Here is a 21001-nt window from a genome sequence, read left to right as displayed (position 1 = left end):
GCCCGCGGCCGGCCCTCCGCCGTCCACCGCACTACCGGGCCCACGGCCAGTCCGCGTCCCGGCCGCCCTCCAGCAGGGAGACCATCCGGAACGCCGCGTCCGTGAGCCCGCCGAAGGTGTGCCGGTTCCCTGCCCCGGACGGCGCGTGGCCCACCCGGTACCCGGCCAGGTTCCAGGTGTAGACGGGGACCTCCTCGGGCACCAGCGCCGTCGGGTCGTCGCCGTACCGGTACGTGGCCTGCTCGTCCGTGACGATCAGGACCCGGTCGTGGCGCCGGTAGTGCCGGCGCACGGCCTCCGCGGTGTTCGTCCCGCCGAGGCTCTCGAACCGCTCCAGCACCCTGAGCACCGACTCACCCCGCCGGTACGCGACCTCCTTGCTGCCGGTGCCGAACTGGACCAGGTCGGCCCGCTCGGCCCGCAGGGCCAGCGCCGTGCCGAAGACGGCGGCCGCGTCGGCCCGGTTGAGCTGCGAGCGGGCCGACAGCGGCGACCACATCGAACCGGAGCGGTCGACCAGGATCAGCGTCCGCCCGGACAGCTGCGGCACGTTGGCCAGCGAGTGTCCGAGCGCCTTCTCCAGCGGGTACGACCAGCGCAGCGAGGGCGCGTGCTGATGGGCGGCCAGGTAGCGGAAGGGGAACTGCCGCGAACGGGCGACCGACTCGGGGTCGGCGACCTTCGCCGCGACCTGCTCGGCGACCGCGTCCGACACCCCCGCCTGGTCGAAGTTGCGCAGGTTCCGCAGCAGGGCCATCGCGCCCATGGACGGGATGACCGCCTCCCACGCGGCCGCGTCCATCGGCCCCTGGAGCCAGCCGGCCAGCGCCTCCCAGGTCATGCCCGCCTCGGCGAGCCGCTCGGCGCCGTCCTTCGCGGTGACCACGGCCCGGCGCCGCTCGACCGGGAGTTCCATGAGCTCTCGGTGGGCGGTCAGGGTACGGTCGCCGGCCGGCACCTCGGCGGTCTCCGGGTGGTGGCGGCGGTCGAGGGCGTACCGGAACAGCTCGCCCTGCCAGGGCTTCGCAGGGTCGGGCGAGGCGTGGACCAGGTTCAGGACGTCGCCGAAGCGGTAGCCCTTGGACGCGGTGTCGTACTTCAGCAGCGAGGCGCCGGAGTAGAGCCGGCGCACGGCGTCGGCGATGCCGCGCTTGACGGGCTTGGGCACGTTCCGCCCGAACGCCGCCGTCCAGTAGGCCAGCAGTTCGCCGGGCTCGTCGGCGCGCAGGAGTACGGAGTCCACGACCTGCCGGTTGGAGGGCCCGTCCGTCGCGCCGGCGTCGAGGCGCGCCCTGACGTACTCGGCGGCGCCGACGAGGGAGGCGGTCCGCATACCGCCGTCGCGGCGCAGCCAGCGCAGCAGGCCGGCGGTCCACTCCGGGTCCTCGACGGCGAGCCGACGCACCAGTGCGGCGAAGCGGTCGTCGCGTGCCCCGCCGGACTCGTAGGCGGTGTCCTGCGTGACGAAGTTGGACACGGCCAGCAGGAACAGCTCGGAGCGGGCGTCGCGGACGAAGCCGGGGCTGCCGTGGTGGTTGGCGGCGCGGCGGCCGGTGGACCGGACGGGCGAGGCGGGCGCGGCCACGGTCTTGGACGCGCGGAGGTTGAAGCGGGCCATGTGAATCCCCCCGAATTCAGGACGAAGAGCGGGGGAGGCGTGCCGGGTGGGGGATGCCCGAGATCGGAGTCGGAGACGGTGCTTGTGCCCGGCGAGCCACCAAGCTGCTCCACCGGCCCTCGCCCTCGCGGGTGTCGGGCCGGGCGGGATTCGAACCCACGACCTCCGGGTCCCGGAAGTAACCGTCGCCTGCGCACCGGGCATCCCCCACGCGGGCCTCCCGAGATCGAATGGGGCGGCGGCGTGAATTCTGCGAGAAGGAGCCGCCGCCGGGCGCACCGGGAGGTGCGTGACGAGCAGGTGTCCAGAGGACAAGGCCGGCGAAACCACATGGTGCTCTGCCAACTGAGCTACACCGGCATGAGTACCGGTGGCGGGACTCGAACCCGCGACCGCCCGATGAGTAGTCGAAGTAGGTCTCGCCTTCGCACCTGGACGACGTTCACGTTAGGGCCAGCCCGGGAGGGCCGCCACGTATTTAACGGGGCCTCAGGCCGCCTTCCCGCCCAGCCGGGCACGCGCCTCCATCAGGGCGAAGCCCAGCAGGTTCAGGCCACGCCAGCGGGCCGGGTCCAGGACGCGGTCGTCGTCCGGGGGCAGCCCGACGCCCCAGATCCGGTCCACCGGGCTGGCCTCCACCAGCACCCGCGACGCCGTGCCCAGCAGGTAGGCGCGCAGCGCCGGATCGGAGTCGAACTTGTGCACGCTGCCCTCCACGACCAGCGCGAACCGCTCCCGCTCCCACACCGCCTCGTCGAAGCCGCGCACCAGCCGGCCGGCCTTCTTCGCCTCCGCCGGACTGCGTGCCTCCAGCGCGGCGCGCTCCGCCTCGGGGTCCGCGAAGAGGCGTGCCTTACCGGCCATCATCCAGTGCTCCGCCGTCGCGTACCGGACCTCACCCACAGTGAAGGGGGAGGGCCACCACTGGCTGAGGCAGCTCGGCCCCAGGCTTCCGTCCGTGCGCGGCCGGTGTCCCCAGAAGGGCAGGAACTTCACCCGCTCACCACGGCTGACCTGCCCGATCAGGGTGTCGATCTTCTCCATGCACGCGAGTCTGCCAGCCACCACGGACACTTCGTACGGGATTTGCGGCGCTCCTCGACATATGGTCGACCGATTCCGTCGCGTAATCAAAAGGCAACAACGGAATCACTTGGCGGAGGCAGAGGCCTCTGTCAGGATCGGCACTCAATTCGAGCTGTAGCTACGAGAGCGTGAGAGCGTGATGGGTAACCGCTTCCAGGTCAAGGACCGCTTCGCAGACGGCGCGCAGTACATCGACGGGCGGCTCCGGGCCGGCACCTCGGGGCGGTCGCACACCGTCGTCGACCCCGCCGCCGGCCAGGAGGTGCTCACCTACGAGCTGGCCGGCCCGGCCGACGTGGACGAGGCCGTCGCCGCCGCCAAGCGGGCCTTCCCGGCCTGGTCGGCCGCCACCCCGGGAGAGCGCTCGGACGCCCTGCACCGGCTGGCCTCCGTCCTGGCGGAGCAGGCGGAGGACTTCGCGTACGCCGAGTCCCTGCAGTGCGGCAAGCCGCTGAAGCTGTCCACCGGGTTCGACGTCCCCGGGACCATCGACAACACCGCCTTCTTCGCCGGCGCGGCCCGCCACCTCCAGGGGCAGGCGGCCGGCGAGTACTCCGGCGACCACACCTCGTACGTGCGCCGCGAGGCCATCGGGGTGGTCGGCTCCATCGCCCCCTGGAACTACCCCCTCCAGATGGCCGCCTGGAAGATCCTCCCGGCCGTGGCCGCGGGCAACACGATCGTCCTCAAGCCCGCCGAGCTCACCCCGCTGACCTCCCTGATGTTCGCCCAGGCGGCCAAGGAGGCGGGCATCCCCGACGGGGTGATCAACATCGTCACCGGTGCCGGACGCGACGCGGGCGAGCACCTGGTCGGCCACCCCGACGTGGTCATGACCTCCTTCACCGGCTCCACCGCCGTCGGCAAGCGGGTCGCGGAGATCGCCACGGCCACCGTCAAGCGGCTCCACCTGGAGCTCGGCGGCAAGGCCCCCTTCGTGGTGTTCGACGACGCCGACGTGGAGGCCGCCGCCCACGGAGCCGTCGCCGCCTCCCTCATCAACACCGGCCAGGACTGCACCGCGGCCACCCGCGCCTACGTCCAGCGCCCCCTGTTCGAAGCCTTCACCGCACGCGTCGCCGAGCTGATGGAGACCGTCCGCCTGGGCGACCCCTTCGCCCCCGCCACCGACCTCGGCCCGCTGGTCTCGCACGCCCAGCGCGACCGGGTCGCCGCCTTCGTCGAACGCGCCCGCGCGTACGCCACCGTCGTCACCGGCGGTGAGATCCCCGGGGGCGACCTCGCCGAGGGCGCCTACTACCGGCCCACCCTGATCACCGGCGCCGCCCAGGACAGCGAGGTCGTCCAGTCCGAGATCTTCGGCCCGGTCCTCGTCGCCCTCCCCTTCGACACCGACGACGAGGGCCTGGCGCTGGCCAACGACACCCCGTACGGCCTCGCCGCCTCCGCCTGGACCCGGGATCTTTACCGGGCGGGCCGGGCCACCCGCGAGCTCAAGGCCGGCTGCGTCTGGGTCAACGATCACATCCCGATCATCAGCGAGATGCCGCACGGGGGCTACAAGGCGAGTGGCTTCGGAAAGGACATGAGCTCGTACTCTTTCGAGGAATACACGCAGGTCAAGCACGTGATGTATGACAACACGGCGGTGGCCGCCAAGGACTGGCACCGCACGATCTTCGGGGACCGATAGTCAAAGCGCCGCCCGACCAGCGGCCCTCCCTCCCGAAAGGGCAACGCGCATGGAGCAGTTCGAGCCCGACCGCCTCTCGGCGGCGCAACTCGCCGCGATGCGGCGCAGTCTCACCAGTGGCCGCGGCGCCCTCACCCGCCGCTCGCTGCTGCGCGCCTCCGGGGCCGGGGCGCTCACCCTGGGCGGCCTTGCCGCCCTCACCGGCTGCGGAATCCCGCCCGCCAAGCGCGAGGGCGGCCAGGCGGCCCCCTCCGACGACCACTCGGACCAGGAGAAGGAGATCAACTTCTCCAACTGGACCGAGTACATGGACACCGGCGACGACGAGAAGTCCCGGCCGACGCTGGAGGCGTTCACCAAGCGCACCGGCATCGAGGTCAAGTACACCGAGGACATCAACGACAACGTCGAGTTCTTCGGCAAGATCCGCCCGCAGCTCGCGGCTGGCCAGGACACCGGCCGCGACCTGATCGTCGTCACCGACTGGCTCGCCGCCCGCATCATCCGCCTCGGCTGGGCGCAGCAGCTCGACGCCTCCCACCTGCCCAACGCCTACGCCAACCTGATCCCGCAGTTCCGCAACCCCGACTGGGACCCGGGCCGCGCGCACAGCTACCCCTGGACCGGCATCGACACCGTCATCGCCTACAACGCCAAGGCCACCGGCGGCAGGAAGGTCGACTCCGTCACCCAGCTGCTCGACGACCCCACCCTCAAGGGCCGCGTCGGCTTCCTCACCGAGATGCGCGACACCGTCGGCATGACCCTCCTCGACCAGGGCAAGGACCCGGCGAAGTTCACCACCGCGGACTACGACGCCGCCATCGGCCGGCTCCAGAAGGGCGTCGACACCCAGCAGATACGCCGCTTCACCGGCAACGACTACACCGCCGACCTCGACAAGGGCGACCTGGCGGCCTGCCTCGCCTGGGCCGGCGACGTCATCCAGCTCCAGGCCGGCAACCCCGACATCAAGTACGCGATCCCGGCCGCCGGCTACATCACGTCCAGCGACAACCTGCTGGTCCCCGCCAAGGCCCGGCACAAGGCCAACGCCGAGAAGCTCATCGACTACTACTACGAGCCCGCGGTGGCCGCGCAGCTGGCGGCGTTCATCAGCTACGTCTGCCCGGTCGACGGGGTCAAGGACGAACTGGCGAAGATCAAGCCGGAGCTCGCGGACAACCCGCTGATCGTCCCGGACAAGGAGATGGCCGCCAAGGCCCACGCCTTCCGCTCCCTCAGCAGCGAGGAAGAGACGGCGTACGAGGAGAAGTTCGCCAAGCTCATCGGCGCCTGACCGGCTCCCTCACCGGCCCTCCATCGCGCCCCGCCCCCCTCCCACGACACACCACCGAAGGCCCAGGCCCATGACCGACACCACCGCGAGCGGCGACGTCCGCCTCGCCGGGATCAGCAAGCACTACGGCTCCTTCACCGCCGTGCACCCGCTGGACCTCACCATCCCCCAGGGCTCCTTCTTCGCCCTGCTCGGCGCCTCGGGCTGCGGGAAGACCACCACCCTGCGCATGATCGCCGGCCTCGAGGAGCCCTCCACCGGCACCATCAGCCTGGGCGAGCGCGAGGTGACCCACCTGCCGCCGTACAAGCGCCCGGTGAACACCGTCTTCCAGAGCTACGCGCTGTTCCCGCACATGGACATCTTCGAGAACATAGCCTTCGGCCTGCGCCGCCGCGGCATCAAGTCGGTCAAGAAGCAGGTCGACGAGATGATCGACCTCGTCCAGCTCGGCGAGCACGCCCGCAAGAAGCCCCACCAGCTCTCCGGCGGGCAGCAGCAGCGCGTGGCCGTCGCCCGCGCCCTGATCAACCACCCCCAGGTCCTCCTGCTCGACGAGCCCCTCGGCGCCCTCGACCTCAAGCTCCGCCGCCAGATGCAGCTGGAGCTCAAGCGGATCCAGACCGAGGTCGGCATCACGTTCGTGCACGTCACCCACGACCAGGAGGAGGCCATGACGATGGCCGACACGGTCGCGGTGATGAACGGCGGCCGCGTGGAGCAGCTGGGCGCCCCCGCCGAGCTCTACGAGAACCCGCGCACCACCTTCGTCGCGAACTTCCTCGGCACCTCCAACCTGATCGAGGCCTCCGTCGAGTCCACCGGCTCCGACGTGACCGTCTCGGCCTCCGGCGCCACGCTCCGGCTGCCCGCCGCCCGATGTTCGACCACCCCCCGCACCGGCGGAAAGCTGCTGGTCGGCGTGCGTCCCGAGAAGATCTCCCTGGTCCCGGCCGAGGACGAGCACACCGTCGCGGCCGGCCGCAACACGATCACGGGCAGGATCGCCGACTCCTCCTTCATCGGCGTCTCCACCCAGTTCGTCATCGACAGCCGGGTCTGCCCCGAGCTGGAGGTCTACGTCCAGAACATCGAGCGCGACGCCCGCCTGGTCCCCGGCGCCGAGGTCGTCCTGCACTGGAACCCGGAGCACACCTTCGGCCTGGACGCGGATCAGGACATCGAGGCGGGCATCGAGACCGTCGAGGAGAGCGCGTGACCGCCACCGCCGCGCCCCCGCAGGCCGCCGCCCCGACCGGGCCCCCGGTCCACCGCGCCTCGCTGCGCAAGCGCCTGATCCCGTACTGGCTGCTGCTGCCCGGCATCGTCTGGCTGCTCGTCTTCTTCGTGCTGCCGATGATCTACCAGGCCTCCACCTCGGTGCAGACCGGCTCCCTCGAAGAGGGCTTCAAGGTCACCTGGCACTTCCAGACCTACTGGGACGCCTTCACCGACTACCTCCCGCAGTTCCTGCGCTCCCTGCTCTACGCCGGCACCGCCACGGTCCTCTGCCTGCTGCTGGGCTACCCGCTGGCCTACCTGATCGCCTTCCGGGCGGGCCGCTGGCGCAACCTCCTGCTCGTCCTCGTCATCGCCCCGTTCTTCACCAGCTTCCTGATCCGCACCCTGGCCTGGAAGACGATCCTGGCCGACGGCGGCCCCGTCGTCGGCGTCCTCGACAAGATCGGCTTCCTGGACGTCACCTCCTGGCTCGGCATGACCGAGGGGAGCCGGGTGCTGGCCACCCCGCTCGCGGTGGTCTGCGGCCTGACGTACAACTTCCTGCCCTTCATGATCCTGCCGCTCTACACCTCGCTGGAGCGCATCGACACCCGCCTCCACGAGGCCGCGGGCGACCTGTACGCCACCCCGGCCACGGTGTTCCGCAAGGTGACCTTCCCGCTCTCGATGCCGGGCGTGGTCTCCGGGACCCTGCTGACCTTCATCCCCGCGAGCGGCGACTACGTCAACGCCGAGCTCCTCGGCTCCACGGACACCCGGATGATCGGCAACGTCATCCAGTCGCAGTACCTGCGGATCCTCGATTACCCGACGGCGGCCGCGCTGTCGTTCATCCTCATGGCCATCGTGCTGATCATGGTCACCGTCTACATCCGCCGAGCGGGAACGGAGGACCTGGTCTGATGCGTTGGCTCCGCCGCAATCTCGTCGTCATCGCGGGCCTCGGCACGCTCGCGTACCTGATCCTGCCGAACGTCGTCGTGACGGTGTTCTCCTTCAACAACCCCACGGGCCGCTTCAACTACGCCTGGCAGGAGTTCTCCCTCGACGCCTGGAAGGACCCCTGCGGGGTCGCCGACATGTGCGGTTCCCTCGCACTGTCCCTCCAGATCGCCCTGTGGGCCACCATCGGCGCCACCGTCCTCGGCACCGCCATCGCCTTCGCGCTGGTGCGCTACCGCTTCCGGGCGCGCGGGGCGGTCAACTCGCTGATCTTCCTGCCGATGGCCATGCCCGAGATCGTGATGGCCGCCTCGCTGCTCGCCCTGTTCCTCAACATGGGCATCCAGCTGGGCTTCTGGACCATCCTGATCGCCCACGTGATGTTCTGCCTCAGCTTCGTCGTCGCCGCCGTCAAGGCGCGCGTCCTGTCGATGGACCCGAGGCTGGAGGAGGCCGCCCGCGACCTCTACGCCGGGCCCGTGCAGACCTTCCTGCGTGTCACCCTGCCGATCGCGGCCCCCGGTATCGCGGCGGGCGCGCTGCTGTCCTTCGCGCTCTCGTTCGACGACTTCATCATCACCAACTTCAACTCGGGCAACACCGTCACCTTCCCCATGTTCGTGTGGGGATCGGCCCAGCGCGGTACGCCCGTCCAGATCAACGTCATCGGCACGGCGATGTTCGTCATCGCGGTGCTGGTGGTCCTCGCCGGCCAGTGGGTCGGCAGCCGCCGCAAGAAGGCACAACCGAAGTAACCCTGTAGGGAGTTGGAAGCCATGGCCCCAGTCGCCATGCGTAGTGTTGCGAAATCCCTTTCCGAAGCGAAGCCGGTCTCGTACTGGCTGGACGACCCCGGCCGCCCCGACCCGCAGCCGGCCCTCACCTCCGACGAGCGCTGCGACCTGCTGGTCGTCGGAGGCGGCTACAGCGGGCTGTGGACCGCGCTCCTCGCCAAGGAGCGCGACCCCGGCCGGGACGTCGTACTGATCGAGAGCAAGGAGGCGGGCTGGGCCGCCTCCGGCCGCAACGGCGGCTTCTGCGCCGCCTCCCTCACCCACGGCTTCGCCAACGGACTGGCCCGCTGGCCCGGCGAGCTGGCCAAGCTGGAGGAGCTCGGCGCCCGCAACCTCGACGCCATCGAGGAGGCGGTCGCCCGCTACGGCATCGACTGCGACTTCGAGCGCACCGGCGAGATCGACGTGGCCACCGAGCCGCACCAGGTCGAGGAGCTGCGCGAACTCCACGAGGAGGCCCGCAAGCTGGGCCTCGCCGACGGCTCCGAATGGCTGGAGGGCGAGGCCCTGCGCGCGGAGGTCAACTCGCCGACCTTCCTCGCGGGCCTGTGGGACCGCGACGGCGTCGCCATGCTCAACCCCGCCAAACTGGCCTGGGGCCTGAAGCGGGCCTGCCTGGAGCAGGGCGTGCGGATCTACGAGAACACGCGCGGCCTCAGGATGGCGCGGGCCGGGCGCGGGATGACGGTGGAGACCCCCTACGGGACGATCCTGGCCCGCCGGGTCGCCCTGGGCACCAACATCTTCCCGTCGCTGGTCAAGCGCGTGCGCCCGTTCACCGTCCCGGTGTACGACTACGCGCTGATGACCGAGCCGCTGACCGAGGAGCAGCTGGCCTCCGTCGGCTGGAAGAACCGGCCGGGGCTGGGCGACAGCGCGAACCAGTTCCACTACTTCCGCATCACCCGCGACAACCGGATCCTGTGGGGCGGCTACGACGCGATCTACCCCTACCGGGGGAAGCTCGACTCGGAGTACGACCACCGCCCGGAGACCTACCTCAAGCTGGCGGAGCACTTCTTCACCGCCTTCCCGCAGCTGGAGGGCCTGCGCTTCAGCCACGCCTGGGGCGGGGCCATCGACACCTGCTCCCGCTTCTCGGCCTTCTTCGGCACCGCGCACTCCGGCCGGGTCGCCTACGCCGCCGGCTACACCGGGCTCGGGGTGGGCGCCACCCGCTTCGGCGCGGACGTGATGCTGGACCTGCTGGACGGGCTCTCCACCGAGCGCACCCGGCTGGAGATGGTGAAGTCCAAGCCGATGCCCTTCCCGCCCGAGCCCCTGGCCTGGACCGGGATCGCCCTCACCAAGTGGTCGCTGGCCCGGGCCGACGCCCGGGGCGGCCACCGCAACCTGTGGCTGAAGACGCTGGACCGCCTCGGCCTCGGCTTCGACAGCTGACGGTCACGGCCCCGTGCGCTCCCGCGCCGGGGCCGTGACCCGCTTCACCTCCACGGAACGGCCCGACCCGCGTCATAACGCCGCCCGGCCCCGCTCTCTCCCGGTGAGAAACCCTCACCGCGAGACGAACGGAGGCCGGGCGATGGCGTTCCCGGGGACCATGACGGCAGTGGAGTGGCTGGTGGCGGCGGCGCCGGACCCCGACGCCTGCCGGTGGGAGTGGGAGGGCGACCCCCTCGGGGTCGCCCTCCTGCCGGCCGGCCGGCTCTGGGACCTCCTGGTCACCCCGGGGGAGCTGGGCCGGGCCGCCCTCGGTGTCCTGCGCCGGCTGCCGGCCCCGCCCGGCCCGGTGCTCGCCGCCCGCACCACCGGCCGCCTGGGCTTCTTCGTGCCCGCGGGAACCGCCTCCTGCTGGATCGGCACGGGCGTCCGGGGCGCGGGGCGCGGGAGCTGGATCGCGGTCCCGTACCCCGGCCGGACGACGGGCGGCCCGCACTGGCTGCACCTGCCCGACGGCCGGGGCACCCTCACCGACCCGGCACTGCTGGAACTCGCCCTGCACGAGGCAGCGGGCAGAACCCTGGCGCGGGAGCGCACGCGCGGCCGTGCGTGAAGCCGCCGGGGCCCGCCAGGACCGATGCGGCGGCCGGGAGTTCAGCCGGAACGCCGACGCGTGCTCCGCCCGGCCGCCCGGCGCACGCCCAGCAGCAGCGGGGTGCACATCAGCAGGCTGGCCAGGACGTCCAGGGGCCAGTGGAAGCCGCGCAGGACCAGCCCCGTCGCGGTCAGGGCCGTCAGGGCGGCCGCGGCGGGCAGGGGCCAGCGGCGGCGGGTGTGCGGGGTGAGGAGGAGGGCCGCGGCCGTGTAGGCGGTGAAGGCCGTGGCCGTGTGGCCCGAGGGGTAGTAGCCGGCGGCCCAGGGCTCCAGCGGGCCCGGGCGGGCGGTCCACTCCTTGAGGGGCACGATCAGCGCGGGCACCAGGGCCATCGCCAGGCCGGCGGCGAGGGCGGCGAGCCGGTGGCCGCTCCGGACGGCGTACGCGATGGCCAGGGCGAGGACGGGAACGGCCACCGGGACGTTCCCGAGGTCCGCGAGGCGCTCGGTGACCGCGTCGGGGACGGTGCGCACCAGGGCGCGGCTCAGCGCCCGATCCGGCGTCAGCAGCGGTCCGCGGACCAGGACCTGCCAGGTGATCAGGGCGAAGAGGACGGCGCACGCGGCCGTCGCAAGGAGGGGGAGGAATGAGGCCGGCCGTCCCGGAACAGGGGGGATGGTTCCGGGACGGCCGGCCGGACCGGCTTGCCGTGCGCCCCGGGGGGTTTGGGGCGGACGGCCGTCCGATCGGAGAGGAGTGTGCGCGAACGCATGCCCAGTACGGCGCTGGGGAAGCCCGGTACCGGTGTCGCCCCCGGTTTCCCGGGAGCGGTCTGTCTCACTCATCTGCAGAAACCGTACGGCAGCCGAGGGGGGACCGACAGCAGGAACGGCCTCTTGTCATCGGCCCCCCACAGCTTCTTCACAGGGCCCGACCGTTACCGGCGGTACCGGCGGGCTCCTCTGTTCGGCCGGTCGCTCAGGCGTCCGTGCCGATGGCCGCGAACGCCGCCTCGATGAGGTCCAGGCCCTCGTTCAGCAGTTCGTCGCTGATGACCAGCGGCGGCAGGAAGCGGAGCACGTTGCCGTAGGTGCCGCAGGTGAGGACGAGCAGGCCCTCGGCGTGGCAGGCCTTGGCGAGGGCGCCGGCCGCCTCCGGGAACGGGGTCTTGGACGCCGGGTCCTTCACGAGCTCGATCGCGATCATGGCGCCGCGGCCGCGGATGTCGCCGATGATGTCGTACTTCTCCTGCATCGCGGAGAGGCGGGACTTCATGATGGACTCGATGTTCTTCGCCTTGGCGTTGAGGTCGAGCTCCTTCATGGTCTCGATGGAGCCGAGCGCGCCGGCGCAGGCCACCGGGTTGCCGCCGTAGGTGCCGCCCAGGCCGCCCGCGTGCGCGGCGTCCATGATCTCGGCGCGGCCCGTCACGGCGGCGAGCGGCAGACCGCCCGCGATGCCCTTCGCGGTGGTGATCAGGTCCGGGACGATGCCCTCGTCCTCACACGCGAACCACTGGCCGGTGCGGCAGAAGCCGGACTGGATCTCGTCGGCGACGAAGACGATGCCGTTCTCGTTGGCGAACTTCACGATCGCCGGGAGGAAGCCCTTGGCCGGCTCGATGAAACCGCCCTCGCCGAGGACCGGCTCGATGATGATCGCGGCGACGTTCTCGGCGCCGATCTGCTTGGTGATCTGGTCGATCGCCTGGGCGGCGGCCTCGGGGCCGCAGTTCTCGGCACCGGTGGGCCAGCGGTAGCCGTAGGCGACCGGGACGCGGTAGACCTCGGGGGCGAACGGGCCGAAGCCGTGCTTGTACGGCATGTTCTTCGCCGTCAGCGCCATCGTCAGGTTCGTGCGGCCGTGGTAGCCGTGGTCGAAGACGACGACGGCCTGGCGCTTGGTGTACGCGCGGGCGATCTTGACGGCGTTCTCGACGGCCTCGGCGCCGGAGTTGAACAGGGCCGACTTCTTGGCGTGGGTGCCGGGGGTCAGCTCGGCGAGGGCCTCGCAGACCTCGACGTAGCCCTCGTAGGGGGTGACCATGAAGCAGGTGTGGGTGAAGTCGGCGAGCTGCGCGGAGGCGCGGCGCACGACGGCCTCGGCGGAGGCGCCGACGGAGGTCACGGCGATGCCGGAGCCGAAGTCGATCAGGCGGTTGCCGTCGACGTCCTCGATGATGCCGCCGCCCGCGCGCGCCGTGAAGACGGGGAGCACGGAGCCCACGCCGCCGGCCACCGTCGAAAGGCGGCGGGCCTGAAGCTCCTGCGACTTGGGGCCGGGGATCGCGGTGACGATGCGGCGCTCCTGCGGGACAGCGGTCATAGAGGGCTCCCTGGGGGGTGTTTTCGGACGCACTTGTGTCTTTGTCCGCAGGCTAGGCCCGGGGGAGGGGGTAAGGCATGCTCCGTTAGGGAGTGGTGCCCGCGTGTCCTTGTCCGTGACGGCCATAGGAAGGGCGCGGCGCGTGGTCCGTGGATCATGCCGGGGTACGGGCCCAAGTGGGGGGCCGGGCACTAGATTGAGCGCCGCGGCGTTACAGGAACGGCAGGGGGCAGGGGTTCATGGACAGCGAGGGCACCTACGACGGACAGGCGACCCGTACGGGGCACGTCCCCCGCCCGGCGCCACCCGCCACGGCCCCCCCGAAACCCCGGCACGCGCCGGCGGTCGGCGCCGGTTCCGGGTACGGCGCGGGCCAGGATTTCGCCGACTGGCTGCGGACCCCGCGCAACCAGGCCGGCCCGGGGATCTGGGCCTTCGGCTACGTGCCGCGGGCCGATGAGGAGCCGGAGGCGGGTTCCGGTCGCTCCCTGATCAGCGGCGCCGTCATCTCGGCCCTTGCCTGCGTGCTCGTCTGGTCGCTGATGCGCAACGAGTACCTGCCGTACTGGACCGTGCCGCTCAAGCTCTTCACGCCGGACGCGTGGTGGGCGCCGTTCACCGGGGCCCCCGTCAAGACGACCGGCGGCGAGGTGGCACAGCCGCTCTACGAGCTCCTCTTCGACGCCGCCCTGCTCTACGGATTCGGACGCCTGGGTGCCTGGGCGGCGGTGTGGCGGAGCCTGGTCGTCGTGCGCGGCCGACTGGTTCAGGCCGGGGTGACCGCCGTCGCATGCCTGATCACGATCTGGCTGGTCGCCCAGTACGCGCTGCCCGTACGGCTCGTCGTCTACCCGTTCCTGCCCCTGGTCCCGGGGGACCCGGACGGCAACAACTCCACGATGGCCCAGGCCGACACGGTCGTCACCGTACTGATCGTGCTGGCCTTCCTGTGGCCCGCGCTGCGCCGGCCCGCGGCCAAGGCCGCGGCGGGCGGGCGGGATGTCCCGGCCGGTGTACCGAGCCCGGTCGAGCCCGGCTCGCCCGCCGACCCCGCCCTCTGGCCCGAGTTGCGGGATGCCGGGCTTGCCGAGGTGGCCGAGAGGCTCGGGGGGGAGGTGCGGGGCGGGGGGATGAACGACGTGGACTACGCGCGGATCCGGCGGGCCTGGGAGACCGTGCGGGCCGACCCCACCCGGCTCTCGGCCTTCGCCGACGCCGTCCGCGACAAGGGCGCCGCCGCCTGCGTCCACCCCTCCGGCGACCGCGACCTCCCGGTCCGGGCCGCCCGGCACGACCTCCTCGCCCGCCAGGTGCTGCTCGGCACCGTCGAGGACGGGGAGCGCAACCCCTACGCCCGCCGCGGCACCGGCCTCGCCCTCGGCCCCGACGTCCTCGGGACCTCCCTGCTGGCCGTCGGCCCCTCCGGCAGCGGCAAGACCGCCCGCCTCGTGCGGCCCGTCGTCGAGTCGCTCGCGCTCCAGGCGCTGGCCGGGCAGGCCGCCGTCATCGCCGTCGGGGCGGCCGGGTCCCGGCTCGGGCCCGACGAGGCCTACGACATCGTGGTCCGCGTCGGCGACCCCGACTCCGTCCACGACCTCGACCTCTACGGCGGCACCGGCGACTGCGACGAGGCCGCCGCCCTCCTCGCCGAGGCCCTGGTCGCCGACGTCCCCGGCACCGACGTACGCCGCGCCACGACCGCCCTCGCCCAGCTGCTCGGCCCGTTCCGCGCCGCGCACGGCCGCTTCCCCGCCGTGCCCGAGCTGCGCGAGCTGCTCGACGGGGTGCCCACCGCCGTCACCTCCCTGCGCCAGGCCCTGGAGGGCGCCGGCCAGCAGGCGATGCTCCGCGAGCTCGACGCGCGCGAGCGCCAGTACGGGGCCCACGGCGACCCCGGCCCGGCCCTCGCCGACCGGATCGCCCTGCTCGACCGGCCCGCCTTCGCCGGCTTCTTCGACACCACCGGACGCGGGCGGCCGTTCTCGCTGCGCGCCCTGGAACACCCCGTCCGGGTCCGCGTGGACCTGCCCGAGCGCGGTCACGCCGACGCCTCGCGGATGCTGGCCCGGCTGCTGCTCGCCCAGTTCAACGCCTCCGCCGCAGCCCGCGCCGACCGGTCGCTCTTCGCCTTCCTCGCCCTCGACGACGCCTCCCACACCCTGACGCCGGAGACCGTCCGCGGGCTTCAGCGGCTGCGCTCGGCGAACGCCGGGGTCCTGCTCGCGCTGCGCTCGCTGGACGACGTGCCGGAGGCCCTGCGGACGCCGCTGCTCGGGGCGGTCGGCTGCCGGATGGCGTTCTCCGGGGTGACCACCTGGGACGGCCGGCGCTTCGCCGAGGCCTGGGGCACCGAGTGGGTCGAGACCCGCGACGTCACCCACCGCACCGTCTTCGCCGACCAGCCGCTGACCCGCGCCATCCACGCATTCCGCAAGATGGTCACCGGCAAGGCGGTGACCACCGACGCGGTCACCGTGCGCCAGGTGGAGCGCGAGCGCTGGTCCGCCTCCGAGCTGGCGCACGCCGTGCCGCCCGGGTGCGCGGTGCTCTCCCTGACCTCCATCCGGGGGGAACGCGCAGCTCCGATTCTGCTCCGGCTGGCCGGAACGGGCTGAGCGAACCCGTACGGGGTGGCAGAATCGAGAGGGGTCGTTCATACGACTTGGAGAATTCCCCGGACCCGGGAGCCCAGGATCGAGGACGCCCCGCCCGCTGCTCCCCGCCCTCCCCCGAAGGCCCCTGGTACCGATGCCGCTCACCCTCGCCTCGCTCGTCCAGCACTCGGCGCTCAAGCTCAGCGTCCGGGCGGGGGAGAGCCGCCTCGACACGCCCGTGCGCTGGGCCCACGTCAGCGAGCTCGCCGACCCCGTCCCCTATATGGAGGGCGGCGAGCTGCTGCTCGTCACCGCCATGAAGCTGGACGCCGACGACCCCGAGGAGATGCGGCGCTACGTACGGCGTCTCGCGGCCGCGGGCGTCGTCGGCATCGGCTTCGCCGTCGGCGTCACCTACGACGCGGTCCCCGACGCGCTGGTCCAGGCCGCCCGGGAGGAGGACCTGCCGCTGCTGGAGGTCCCCCGCCGGACCCCCTTCCTCGCCATCAGCAAGGCCGTCTCGGCGGCCCTCGCGGCCGACCAGTACCGGGCCGTCACCGCCGGCTTCGAGGCGCAGCGCGAGCTGACCCGGGCCGCGCTGTCCTCCGACGGGCCGGCCGACCTGCTGGCGAAGCTCGCGGCCCACGTGCACGGCTGGGCCGCTCTGTACGACACCTCCGGCGCCGTCGTCGCCGCCGCCCCCGACTGGGCCGCGCGGCGGGCCGCCCGGCTCACCTCGGACGTGGAGCGGCTGCGCGAGCGGCCGGCGCCCGCCAGTGCGGTGGTCGGCGGTGCGGAGGACCGGGTCGAGCTCCAGTCCCTCGGCACCGGACGGCGGGCGCGGGGCGCCCTGGCCGTGGGCACGGCAGCCCCGCTGGGCACCGCCGAGCGGTACGCGGTGCACTCCGCCGTCGCCCTGCTGACCCTGACCACCGAGCGCTCGCGGTCCCTGCACGACGCCGAGTCCCGGCTCGGGGCGGCGGTGCTGCGGATGCTGCTGGAGGGGGAGGCGGAGCACGCCCGGGCGGTGGCCGGGGACCTCTACGGGGCCCTGCTGGAGGCGCCGTTCCGGATCGTCGTCGCGGAGCCGGCCCTGGCGGGGACCGCCCAGCCGGAGGGGCTGGCACTGCTGGCCGACGCGGTGGAGTCGGCCGCGTCGCGGACCGGGGAGGCGCTGCTGGTGGTGCCGGAGCCCGGACGGCTCGTGGTGCTCGCCGCCGACGGGGGTGCGGCGGTGCAGGCGTGCGCGGACCACGCCGAGGCGCTGGAGTCCCGGCGCGGGCGCGAGGCGGCGGGGCCGGAGCCGGACGAGCTGGTCGTGGGCCTCTCGGCGCCGGCCGGGCCCGAAGGGGTGGCCGCCGCGTTCAAGCAGGCCGACCAGGCGCTGGCGGTGGCCCGCAGGCGCGGGCGGCCCCTGGTCGAGCACGAGGACCTCGCCGCGGGGTCGGTGCTCCCGCTGCTGGCCGACGACGCGGTGCGGGCGTTCGCGGAGGGCACCCTGCGGGCCCTGCGGGAGCACGACGCGACCGGCCGCGGCGACCTCGTCGCCTCGCTCCAGGCCTGGCTGGCCCGGCACGGGCAGTGGGACGCGGCCGCCGCCGACCTCGGCGTCCACCGGCACACCCTGCGCTACCGGATGAAGCGCGTCGAGGAGATCCTCGGGCGCTCCCTGGACGACCCGGACGTCCGCATGGAGCTGTGGCTCGCCCTGAAGGCCAGCCCGGCCCAGCGCTGAGTGGCGTCGCGACACTGACAAAGCGGCGCAGGGGTGCGTGGAGGTTCTCCAACGCGGATAAACCGTGAATCGGCCGCGGAGACCTACCGTGGTGGGGACAAGGACCACCGCACCAACGAAGGGCCGGGATTCGCATGACTTCCACCCACGCCTTCTGGCTCGCCGGCCGCCAGGCCACCGGCGAGGACAGCTTCGACGTCCACAACCCGTGGGACGGCCGGCTCGTCGGCACCGTCAGCGTGCCCACCGACGCCCAGGTGGAAGAGGCCGTGGCCGCGGCGTACGCCGTGACGGCGGAGTTCTCCGCGACGCCCGCCCACGTACGGGCCGCCGCCCTGGACCACGTGTCCAAGCGGCTCGTCGAGCGCACCGAGGAGATCGCCCAGCTGATCTCCGCCGAGAACGGCAAGCCGATCAAGTGGGCGCGCGGTGAGGTCGGCCGTGCGGTGTCCGTCTTCCGCTTCGCCGCCGAAGAGGCCCGCCGCTTCAACGGCGGAGAGGCCCAGCGCCTGGACACCGACGCCGGTGGCGTCGGCCGCCTGGCCCTGACCCGCCGCTTCGTCAAGGGCCCGGTCCTCGGCATCGCGCCGTTCAACTTCCCGCTGAACCTGTGCGCCCACAAGGTGGCCCCCGCCATCGCCGTCGGCGCGCCGATCATCCTGAAGCCGGCCCCGGCCACCCCGCTCTCCGGTCTGATCCTGGGCGAGCTGCTCGCCGAGACCGACCTGCCGGCCGGTTCCTGGTCCGTCCTGCCGGTCGCCAACGACAAGATGCCGGCCCTGGTCAAGGACGACCGCCTCCCGGTCATCTCCTTCACCGGATCCGACACCGTCGGCTACGCCATCCAGCAGTCGGTGCCCCACAAGCACTGCACCCTGGAGCTCGGCGGCAACGCCGCGGCCGTGGTCCTGGCCGACTGGTCCTCCGACGCCGACCTCGACTGGGCCGCGACCCGCATCGCGACCTTCTCGAACTACCAGGCCGGCCAGTCCTGCATCTCCGTGCAGCGCGTGATCGCCGACGCCTCCGTCTACGACCGTCTCGTCGAGAAGGTCGTCGCGAAGGTCCAGGCCCAGGTCACCGGCGACCCGGCGGACGACGCCACCGACGTCGGCCCGCTGGTCTCCGAGGACGCCGCCAAGCGCGTCGAGTCCTGGGTGGACGAGGCCGTCTCCGCCGGCGCCAAGCTGCTCACCGGCGGCAAGCGCGACGGCGCGACGGTCGAGCCGACCGTCCTCGCGGAGGTTCCGGCGGGCGTCAAGCTCGCCACCGAGGAGGTCTTCGGCCCGGTCCTGACCATCACCCGGGTCGAGAACACCGACGAGGCCTTCGCCGCCGTCAACGACTCGAAGTTCGGCCTGCAGACCGGCGTCTTCACCCGCGACGTCCAGGTCGCCTTCCGCGCCCACCGCGAGCTCGAGGTCGGCGGTGTGATCATCGGCGACGCCCCGTCGTACCGCGCCGACCAGATGCCGTACGGCGGCGTCAAGCAGTCCGGCGTGGGCCGCGAGGGCGTGCGCTACGCGATGGACGACTACACGTACGAGCGCGTCCTGGTCCTCACGGGCCTCGACATCTGACCGACTCGTACGGTCACGGACCGACGGCCGGAGCCTACTGTGCGGGGGCTCCGGCCGTCCCCCTTTTGCCACACCCCCCGAATCCCCGGCGCCCGAAACGGGTACGACTCACACGCAACCGATCGGCAGCCCCCGATGCGGCGAGGTGAGGACCCGGATGTCGGCAACACAGCCCGTACAGCCCAAGGTGACCGAGCGCGAGGCACGGCAGGTCGCGGAAGCGGCCCGGGAGCAGGACTGGCGCAAACCCAGCTTCGCCAAGGAGCTCTTCCTCGGCCGGTTCCGGCTCGACCTGATCCACCCCCACCCGCTCCCCGCCGACGAGGACGTCCGGCGCGGCGAGGCCTTCCTCGCCCGGCTGCGGGACTTCTGCGAGAACGAGATCGACGGGAAGCGCATCGAGCGTGAGGCGCGGATCCCCGACGAGACGGTGCGCGGGCTCAAGGAGCTCGGCGCCCTCGGCATGAAGATCAGCCCCGAGTACGGGGGCCTGGGCCTCACCCAGGTGTACTACAACAAGGCGCTCGCCCTCGTCGGCTCCGTCAGCCCGGCCATCGGCGCCCTGCTCTCCGCCCACCAGTCCATCGGCGTGCCCCAGCCGCTGAAGATGTTCGGCACCAAGGAGCAGAAGGACGCCTACCTGCCCCGCTGTGCCACCAGCGCCATCAGCGCCTTCCTGCTGACCGAGCCCGACGTGGGCTCCGACCCGGCGCGGCTGGCCACCACCGCCGTCCCGGACCCCGAGGACCCCGACTCCTACCTCCTCGACGGGGTGAAGCTGTGGACCACCAACGGGGTGGTCGCCGACCTGCTCGTGGTGATGGCCCGGGTACCGAAGTCCGAGGGCCACCGGGGCGGGATCACCGCCTTCGTCGTCGAGGCCGACTCGCCGGGGATCACCGTCGAGCACCGCAACGCCTTCATGGGCCTGCGCGGCCTGGAGAACGGCGTCACCCGCTTCCACCGGGTCCGGGTGCCCGCCTCCCAGCGGATCGGCCCCGAGGGCGCCGGGCTCAAGATCGCCCTGACCACCCTCAACACCGGACGGCTGTCGCTGCCCGCGATGTGCGTGGGCGCCGGCAAGTGGTGCCTGAAGATCGCCCGCGAGTGGTCCGCCGTCCGCGAGCAGTGGGGCCGCCCGGTCGCCCGGCACGAGGCCGTCGGCACCAAGATCTCCTTCATCGCGGCCACCACCTTCGCCCTGGAGGCGGTGGTGGACCTCGCCTCCCAGATGGCCGACGAGGACCGCAACGACATCCGCATCGAGGCCGCCCTCGCCAAGCTCTACGGCTCCGAGATGGCCTGCCTGATGGCCGACGAGCTGGTCCAGATCCGCGGCGGGCGCGGCTTCGAGACCGCCGAGTCGCTCGCCGCGCGCGGCGAGCGGGCCGTGCCCGCCGAGCAGCTGCTGCGCGACCTGCGCATCAACCGGATCTTCGAGGGCTCCACCGAGATCATGCACCTGCTGATCGCCCGCGAGGCCGTCGACGCCCACCTGTCGGTCGCCGGCGACCTCATCGACCCCGACAAGGACCTCGGCGAGAAGGCGAGGGCGGGCGCCCGCGCGGCCGGCTTCTACGCCCGCTGGCTGCCCAGGCTCGCCGCCGGTCCCGGCCAGGTCCCCGGCGCCTACCGCGAGTTCCACCCGGCCGGCCACCCCGACCTCGCCACCCACCTGCGCTACGTGGAGCGCGGCGCCCGCAAACTCGCCCGCTCGACCTTCTACGCGATGTCCCGATGGCAGGGCCGCATGGAGACCAAGCAGGGCTTCCTCGGACGGATCGTGGACATCGGCGCCGAGCTCTTCGCGATGAGCGCGGCCTGCGTGCGCGCCGAGCACCTGCGCGCCACCGGCGACCACGGCCGCGAGGCCTACCAGCTGGCCGACGCCTTCTGCCGGCAGTCCAGGCTGCGCGTCGAGGAGCTCTTCGGCCGCCTCTGGGCCAACACCGACGACCTCGACGGCAAGGTCGTCCGCGGCGTCCTGTCCGGCACCTACACCTGGCTGGAGGAGGGCGTCCTCGACCCCTCCGGCGACGGCCCGTGGATCGCGGACGCCGCCCCCGGCCCGTCCGCGAGGAAAAACGTTCACCGTCCCCTGCGCTGACCTGCCATCATCGGCATGGTTCGGACGG

Annotated in this window: 15 protein-coding genes; 11 read left to right on the top strand and 4 right to left on the bottom strand. The window is 72.5% G+C overall.

What is annotated here, in order from left to right; translation table 11 throughout:
* Positions 1-31: 31 nt before the first annotated feature.
* Complete coding sequence (locus ACFY15_RS00275) at positions 32-1618, bottom strand: TROVE domain-containing protein (RefSeq protein ID WP_390824752.1); 1587 nt, start codon at positions 1616-1618, stop codon at positions 32-34.
* Between the two features lie 489 nt (positions 1619-2107).
* Complete coding sequence (locus tag ACFY15_RS00270) at positions 2108-2662, bottom strand: NADAR family protein (protein WP_390688983.1); 555 nt, start codon at positions 2660-2662, stop codon at positions 2108-2110.
* A 181-nt stretch (positions 2663-2843) separates the two neighbouring features.
* Between ACFY15_RS00270 and ACFY15_RS00265 the strand changes: the two genes are divergently transcribed.
* From ACFY15_RS00265 to ACFY15_RS00235, 7 genes are all read left to right on the top strand, one after another.
* The gene (locus tag ACFY15_RS00265) at positions 2844-4358 is read left to right on the top strand and encodes a gamma-aminobutyraldehyde dehydrogenase (protein ID WP_390689033.1); all 1515 of its coding nucleotides are present in this window, start codon (positions 2844-2846) and stop codon (positions 4356-4358) included.
* 49 nt (positions 4359-4407) lie between these two features.
* Entirely contained in the window at positions 4408-5658 is a 1251-nt protein-coding gene (locus ACFY15_RS00260) for a spermidine/putrescine ABC transporter substrate-binding protein (RefSeq protein ID WP_390688984.1), read from the top strand.
* Between the two features lie 70 nt (positions 5659-5728).
* Positions 5729-6877, top strand: a complete 1149-nt coding sequence (locus ACFY15_RS00255; RefSeq protein ID WP_390824751.1) for an ABC transporter ATP-binding protein — start codon at positions 5729-5731, stop codon at positions 6875-6877.
* Positions 6874-7803 carry an ABC transporter permease gene (locus ACFY15_RS00250; protein ID WP_390688986.1) on the top strand — a complete coding sequence of 310 codons (930 nt, stop codon included), beginning with the start codon at positions 6874-6876 and terminating at the stop codon, positions 7801-7803. Before ACFY15_RS00255 ends, ACFY15_RS00250 begins: the two co-directional genes overlap by 4 nt.
* Positions 7803-8597: an ABC transporter permease gene (locus tag ACFY15_RS00245; protein WP_390688987.1), complete on the top strand. Its 795-nt coding sequence runs from the start codon at positions 7803-7805 to the stop codon at positions 8595-8597. Before ACFY15_RS00250 ends, ACFY15_RS00245 begins: the two co-directional genes overlap by 1 nt.
* 21 nt (positions 8598-8618) lie before the next feature.
* Positions 8619-10037 (top strand): NAD(P)/FAD-dependent oxidoreductase, encoded by a 1419-nt coding sequence (locus ACFY15_RS00240; RefSeq protein ID WP_390688988.1) that lies wholly within the window; start codon positions 8619-8621, stop codon positions 10035-10037.
* 142 nt (positions 10038-10179) lie between these two features.
* Entirely contained in the window at positions 10180-10650 is a 471-nt protein-coding gene (locus ACFY15_RS00235) for a hypothetical protein (protein WP_390824750.1), read from the top strand.
* A 41-nt stretch (positions 10651-10691) separates the two neighbouring features.
* Here the strand turns inward: ACFY15_RS00235 and ACFY15_RS00230 are convergent, their stop codons facing one another.
* On the bottom strand, positions 10692-11165 hold the full coding sequence (locus tag ACFY15_RS00230; protein ID WP_390688990.1) for a phosphatase PAP2 family protein: 474 nt from the start codon (positions 11163-11165) through the stop codon (positions 10692-10694).
* Positions 11166-11610: 445 nt separating this feature from the next.
* Positions 11611-12957 carry a 4-aminobutyrate--2-oxoglutarate transaminase gene (gene gabT / locus ACFY15_RS00225; protein ID WP_042809935.1) on the bottom strand — a complete coding sequence of 449 codons (1347 nt, stop codon included), beginning with the start codon at positions 12955-12957 and terminating at the stop codon, positions 11611-11613.
* Between the two features lie 239 nt (positions 12958-13196).
* Between gabT and ACFY15_RS00220 the strand changes: the two genes are divergently transcribed.
* The 4 genes from ACFY15_RS00220 to ACFY15_RS00205 all read left to right on the top strand — a co-directional run bounded on the left by ACFY15_RS00220 (position 13197) and on the right by ACFY15_RS00205 (position 20973).
* Positions 13197-15572, top strand: coding sequence for an ATP/GTP-binding protein (locus tag ACFY15_RS00220; RefSeq protein WP_390688991.1), 2376 nt, complete (start codon positions 13197-13199; stop codon positions 15570-15572).
* Positions 15573-15705: 133 nt separating this feature from the next.
* On the top strand, positions 15706-17286 hold the full coding sequence (locus ACFY15_RS00215; RefSeq protein ID WP_390688992.1) for a PucR family transcriptional regulator: 1581 nt from the start codon (positions 15706-15708) through the stop codon (positions 17284-17286).
* A gap of 134 nt (positions 17287-17420) precedes the next feature.
* Positions 17421-18866, top strand: coding sequence for an aldehyde dehydrogenase family protein (locus ACFY15_RS00210; RefSeq protein WP_390688993.1), 1446 nt, complete (start codon positions 17421-17423; stop codon positions 18864-18866).
* 157 nt (positions 18867-19023) lie between these two features.
* Entirely contained in the window at positions 19024-20973 is a 1950-nt protein-coding gene (locus tag ACFY15_RS00205) for an acyl-CoA dehydrogenase family protein (RefSeq protein ID WP_390688994.1), read from the top strand.
* Positions 20974-21001: the final 28 nt, after the last annotated feature.

Source organism: Streptomyces sp. NPDC001373, from assembly GCF_042895815.1.
Taxonomy (GTDB): Bacteria; Actinomycetota; Actinomycetes; order Streptomycetales; family Streptomycetaceae; genus Streptomyces.
This window is presented reverse-complemented; position numbering and strand designations above follow the sequence as displayed.